Source organism: Cryobacterium sp., from assembly GCF_026786305.1.
Taxonomy (GTDB): Bacteria; Actinomycetota; Actinomycetes; order Actinomycetales; family Microbacteriaceae; genus Cryobacterium.
Window position 1 is genome coordinate 1 of record NZ_JAJAYI010000039.1, and the last position, 5870, is coordinate 5870.

Annotated in this window: 5 protein-coding genes; 3 read left to right on the forward strand and 2 right to left on the reverse strand. The window is 64.4% G+C overall.

Going from position 1 to position 5870, the window contains the following annotated elements:
• Positions 1 to 126: 126 nt before the first annotated feature.
• Positions 127 to 654, reverse strand: a complete 528-nt coding sequence (locus tag LH475_RS04390) for a hypothetical protein (protein WP_196842923.1) — start codon at positions 652 to 654, stop codon at positions 127 to 129.
• A 152-nt stretch (positions 655 to 806) separates the two neighbouring features.
• On the opposite strand from LH475_RS04390, the gene LH475_RS04395 reads away from it, so the two are divergent.
• The 3 genes from LH475_RS04395 to LH475_RS04405 all read left to right on the forward strand — a co-directional run bounded on the left by LH475_RS04395 (position 807) and on the right by LH475_RS04405 (position 3367).
• Complete coding sequence (locus LH475_RS04395; protein WP_196842922.1) at positions 807 to 1346, forward strand: peptidylprolyl isomerase; 540 nt, start codon at positions 807 to 809, stop codon at positions 1344 to 1346.
• 164 nt (positions 1347 to 1510) lie between these two features.
• Entirely contained in the window at positions 1511 to 2203 is a 693-nt protein-coding gene (locus LH475_RS04400) for a rhomboid family intramembrane serine protease (protein WP_297412961.1), read from the forward strand.
• A gap of 129 nt (positions 2204 to 2332) precedes the next feature.
• Positions 2333 to 3367, forward strand: coding sequence for a TerC family protein (locus LH475_RS04405; protein WP_327012095.1), 1035 nt, complete (start codon positions 2333 to 2335; stop codon positions 3365 to 3367).
• A 52-nt stretch (positions 3368 to 3419) separates the two neighbouring features.
• On the opposite strand, the gene LH475_RS04410 is transcribed toward LH475_RS04405, so the two are convergent.
• A partial coding sequence (locus LH475_RS04410) for a cation-translocating P-type ATPase (protein WP_297412962.1) occupies positions 3420 to 5870 on the reverse strand: 2451 nt, incomplete at its 5' end.

Below are 5870 nucleotides of genomic sequence, written 5' to 3' on the forward strand. Positions count from 1 at the left end.
TTCTTCGGTTTTTGTGGGTGGGGCCCGCCCCCCTGGCGCGGCGCCTCCCCGGCCCCCCTTTCCTGGGGCCCCCCCCCCCCAAGCGCCGGGGGCGCCCCCCCCCCCGCGCTGGTGGGCGTTGGTGCCCTAGTCTTCCTGCGGCGTGGCCGATTCGACCTCGTCGTCGGCGACCCAGAGTTCGTCGTCGGCGCGAAACGTCTGCCAGACGGCGTAGGCGACGCCTGCAGCGGCGACCACGGCGAGGCCGAGGGCGAAGTAGGTTCCCGCTCCCGCGCCCTTGGGCTCGACCACAACGGGCTTCTGCAAGCGGATGCGACCCAGTGCGGCTCGCACACGGGCGTCGCGGGCAACGTCGCCGACGGACATGACCGTGCCGATGGCGGCACCGATGCCGGGGAGTACGTCGTTGACGACGCGGCGGCGCACACCGTCGGCGGCTTCCTGTGTGGCATTCACGCTCGCGCGAACGTAGTGGTCATAGCCCTCGCGCACGCGCGGAGCCACTTCCTCGCGGGCGAGTATGCCGGCCTGGTGACTTGCTTGGCGAGCGAGAATGTTCGCTCGCTCCAATACTTCTTGTTGGTGGCTCCATAGTTCGTCTGCGCTTTTGCGCAGCCGAGTGAGTTCCTTGCGGCGCTTGCGTGACAGGCTCATCTGGACCCTCCATCGATGTCGTGTGGCGAATGTGTATCTATCTTGCCACTGAGTCCCCATCTTGCCACTACATCGCCGTGTTGCCAGCGAATGCACTGGGAGCGTGGCTCCGCAATCAGATTCGGTGGAGATTGCTGTGCAAGAATCGGATTATGTCTAAGCACACCGCTGTCGCCACCCTGAACACCACCCTCGGACCGATCAAGGTCAATCTTTTCGGCAATCACGCGCCGAAGACGGTCAAGAACTTCGTCGGCCTCGCTACCGGCGAACTCGAGTGGAAGCACCCCGCCACGGGCGTTGCCTCCACCACGCCGCTCTACGACGGCACCGTCTTTCACCGCATCATCAAAGACTTCATGATTCAGGCCGGCGACCCGCTCGGCCAGGGCACCGGTGGCCCCGGCTATCAGTTCGATGACGAAATCAGCCCTGACCTCGACTTCACCCAGCCCTACGTGCTCGCCATGGCGAACGCGGGAATCCAGGGCGGCCACGGCACGAACGGTTCGCAGTTCTTCATCACCGTTGTGCCGACCACCTGGCTCCAGGGCAAGCACACCATCTTCGGTGCCGTTGAAGACGACGACAGCCGCGCGATCGTTGCCAAGCTCGCCACGGTCGCCACCGATGGCCGCGACCGTCCCCTCGAGGACGTCATCATTCACAGCGTTTCCGTCGAGCCCGTCTAACCCGTACCCCTCCACAGAGAATGAGTGATCTGCCGACCTCGGCGGCGAATTATTGTTACCGCCATCCGGGGCGGCAGAGTTTCATTCTGTGTCAGCGTTGTGCACGCACTATCTGCACCGAGTGCCAGACCCAGGCCGCGGTCGGGGTCATCTGCCCCGAATGTATGCGTGAGCAGCGCAAGAACGCGCCTCGCACCAAACCGGCGATTCTCACCCGGCTGACCGGCAGTGGGCAGCCCACGGTGACGTATTCCATTATTGGAATAACCCTGGTCGTGTACCTGCTGCAATTTGTTTTCTCCAACCAGATCACGAAGCTGCTGTTGTACGCCGGTGTCTACTCCCAGCCGGGCAGTTTTGAGCCGTGGCGCATGCTATCGACCGCGCTCGTGCACGGTTCCATCTTTCATGTTCTCCTGAATATGTACACGCTGTGGATCTTCGGCCAACTCCTCGAACAGCTGCTGGGGCGCGGGCGTTACCTGGCGCTGTATGTATTGAGCGGACTGGCGGGTTCACTGGGGGTGCTATTTCTTGCGGATCCCTTCACCCCGGTGGTGGGGGCATCCGGTGCCATCTTCGGCCTGATGGGCGCGTTCCTCGTGATTCAGCGTCGTCTCGGCGGGAATGCCACGCAACTGCTTGTGCTGGTGGGCATCAACCTCGTGATCGGTTTCATCCCGGGGCTCAATATTGCCTGGCAGGCGCACGTCGGCGGAATCATCGGCGGCGCCGTGCTCGGTCTGATCTATGTGCAAACGCGACGCATTCGGCAGAAGTCATTACAGCTCGGCCTGATCGGCGCCTTCGCGGCGGTGCTGGTGCTCCTGAGCTTCACCCGTTTCTTCGTCAGCTAACGCACGCCACGCTCCCAACCTGTGTGGGAACACCATCTAGACTTCCCAACAGAGAGTCATACGAAGTTCCAATCAGCTCATCGCCTCGGTTCCGGTGAGGAAGCTACGGGAGACAGGGGAGGGACGCTCGTGCTGGATGTCAGTGTGCTGCGCTGGACGCTGACCATTGGACTGATTCTTGGTCTGCTCGCCCTGGACCTCGGGCTCGCCGCCGCTCGGCCCCACGCCGTGAAATTTCGCGAAGCCGCGGTGTCCTCTGTTCTATATATTGCCGTGGCCGTGGCCTTTGGTCTGGTGTTCATGGCCCAGGTCGGCACCGAACTCGGTGCTCAGTATTTCGCGGGCTACCTCGTCGAGAAAAGCCTGTCCATCGACAACCTCTTCGTCTTCGTCATCATCATGTCGACCTTCGCCGTTCCCGCGATCTACCAGCAGAAGGTTCTCATCTTCGGTATCGCACTCGCCCTGGTCTTTCGGGCGGTCTTCATCGCTGTGGGAGCAGCCCTGCTCCAGCTGTTCTCGTTCATGTTCCTGATCTTCGGACTGATCCTCGTCGTGACGGCCGTGCAACTCTTTCGGCACCGCAACGTCGACCCGAACGTTCAGGACAACCGGCTGGTTCGGGTGGCGCGCCGCGCTCTCACGGTGACTCCGGACTACGTCGGCGGGCGACTGTTCACGCGCATCGGCGGGCGCCGCGCTGTGACACCACTGTTCATCGTGCTGCTGGCCATTGGCAGCACCGACCTTTTGTTCGCACTGGACTCGATCCCGGCAATCTTTGGAATCACCGACGAACCGTACATTGTCTTCACCGCCAACGCCTTCGCTCTCCTGGGGCTGCGGGCGCTCTACTTCCTCGTCAAGGGGCTCCTGGACAGACTGGTGTACCTGTCCACGGGTCTGGCGCTCATCCTCGCCTTCATCGGCGCGAAACTGGTTCTGCATTGGGGTCACGGCCTTGATGACCGCGTGCCGGAGATCAGTACCAACCTCAGCCTCATCGTGATCGCAATCGTGCTGACCGTGACCACGATCGCCAGCCTGATCAAGACCCGGCTGGACCCCACCGCACGCGCGCACGCCGGCTCGCTGACGGCAAAGACTCCGCCCGAGTCCCCACCAACCCGTTCCAGCTCATCGGACCCCAGCCGGAACGAATGAGCTTCCCATACGACCGGGAAGAAGCGCGACTGTGGCTGTGGAACGTCCAACCTCACCAGCCGGCGCCGTGGCGACGCCCAGCCGCCCGGACGATGGCCTTCCGAATCTCCTCGACCCAGAGCACCGACGACCCGACCAGCACGGCCAGGCCCCATTGGGTCGCCGACAGTGACGTGGTGTCGAAGAGTCCTTGTAACACGTCGATCTGCACCACGAGAATCTGCAGGATGATCACGGCAACGAGGGCCACCCAGATGCTGCGGTTTGTGAAGGTCTGGGGCGAGAAGACGGAATGCGTATCCGAACGCACATTGAGCAGATTGAACACCTGGTAGAAGACGAAGGTGGTGAACGCGAGGGTGGTGGCGAAGTCCGGGTGGCTGGCGCTGTCCGGGAAGAGCGACGGTGCCTGGACCAGCACGGTCAGCGTTCCCGCGGCCATAATGAGGCCGAGCCCCAGAATCCGGAGCAGTCGTTCCCGGGTGAGCAGCCGCTCGTCCGGCGGGCGCGGCGGGCGGCTCATCGTTCCGGGTTCGGCCGGGTCCACACCGAGTGCCAGCGCGGGCGGTCCGTCCATGATGATGTTGACCCAGAGAATCTGCAGAGCCGTGAACGGTGCACCGGCGGCCCACCCGGTGATGCCCGCGACCAGGAAGATGATCACGAACCCCCACGCCGTGGTCAGCTGAAACCTGACAAACTTCAGGATGTTGGCATAGATGCCGCGTCCCTCCCTCACCGCGGCGACAATCGTTGCGAAGTTGTCGTCGGTGAGGATCATGTTGGCGGCGCCTTTTGAGACGTCCGTGCCCGTGATGCCCATGGCGATGCCGATGTCGGCCTGCTTCAGGGCCGGTGCGTCGTTCACGCCGTCGCCGGTCATGGCCACGACATTGCCGCCCGACTGCAAGGCCCTGACCACCCGGATCTTGTGGGCCGGGGTGACCCGGGCGAGAACCCCGTAGTCGGCGGCGCGGGCAGCGAGATCGTGGTCGTCGAGGTCGTCCAGTGTGGGACCGGCAGCGGACTCTCCAGGCAGGCCCAGATTGCGGGCGATGGCCGAGGCGGTCACGAGATGGTCTCCTGTGATCATGTGCACGCGGATGCCGGCGCCGAGCGCCACCGCGATGGCCGCGGCCGCCTCGACCCTGGGTGGGTCGACAATTCCGACGATGGCGTAGAGGGTCAGGCCAGTGACCAGCGACCGACCGGAGCCCTCGTCGGGAACGCTGCCGGGGTCAAGGGAACGTCCGGCGATCATGATCGTGCGAAGGCCGTCGCCGGCGAGCTCCTGAACCGCATCGTGGATCCGTTGCCGCAGCGTGTCGTCCAGCAGGCGGATGCCGTCGATGCCCAGCACCGAGTCGGTCAGGGGCATCAGAGCGCCCGGTGCGCCCTTGGCGAAGCAGCGCAGTTCGGGCGGGCGCGCGCCGGACGTTGGCGCCGCCATCCGGTGGAACGTGGCCATGAATTTGTACTCGGAATCGAAGGGGACCTCGGCCACTCGTGGGTGGGCCCGCCTCGCGCCGGCGACGTCGATGCCGCCCTTCTCGGCTAGCACTGCCAGTGCCCCTTCGGTGGGATCACCCACCAGCACGCCGTCGTTCAGTACGGCGTCGTTGCACAGGGCCATGGTCAGGAACGCCTCGGTGAGGTCGGGCATCCCACGGTCGTCGCCGGTGAGGATCCTGCCATCGGTGGAGTAGCCCTCGCCGGTGATGCGAAAATCTCGGCCATGGGTGTGCAACCGGCGGGCCGTCATCTCGTTCATGGTCAGCGTGCCGGTCTTGTCGGTGGCGATGTGGCTGACGCTGCCGAGAGTTTCCACCGCCGAGAGCTGTTTGATGATGGCGCCCTGGGCGGCCAGCCTCGAGGCACCCATCGCCAGGGTGAACGCGACGACCGCGGTGAGACCCTCCGGGATAGTCGCAACGGCCAGCGACACTGCCGTGATCAGGAGATCGGTCCAGGACTCCCCGCGCAGTAGGCCCAGAACGAAAACAATCGCCACCACGACCAGCGCCGCGATGGTGAGCACCTGGGCCAGCTGGTCGATCCTCCGCTGCAACGGCGTCTTGTCGTTCTTCACCTCGCTCAGCAGCGCCGCGATACCGCCGACCGCCGTGCCCATGCCGATGTCGGTGACCACCATGGTTGCCCGTCCCCGGGTGACGATGGTGTTCATGAAGAGCATGTTGTGGCGGTCGGCGAGCGGCAATCCGGAATCATCCAGCGCCGGGGTCGTCTTGCTGACCGGCTCGGATTCCCCGGTCAGGGTCGCCTCCGCCACCTGAAGGCCGGCATTGTCGATGAGGCGACCGTCGGCCGGAACGGAATCCCCGGCGTCGAGGAGCACGATGTCGCCCGGCACCAGGTCGGAACGCTGCACCTCGAGCTCGACGCCGTCGCGGCGAACGACGGCCTTGCCTTCTGACAGCTTCGCCAACGCCTGCAGGCTGCTCTCAGCCCGCCGTTCCTGCACATAGTTCAGGACAGTGTTCAA

Bases quoted from the DNA above. Each gene is read 5' to 3' on its own strand.
- LH475_RS04390 (WP_196842923.1), bottom strand. From the start codon at position 654: ATGAGCCTGTCACGCAAGCGCCGCAAGGAACTCACTCGGCTGCGCAAA.
- LH475_RS04395 (WP_196842922.1), top strand. From the start codon at position 807: ATGTCTAAGCACACCGCTGTCGCCACCCTGAACACCACCCTCGGACCG.
- LH475_RS04400 (WP_297412961.1), top strand. From the start codon at position 1,511: ATGCGTGAGCAGCGCAAGAACGCGCCTCGCACCAAACCGGCGATTCTC.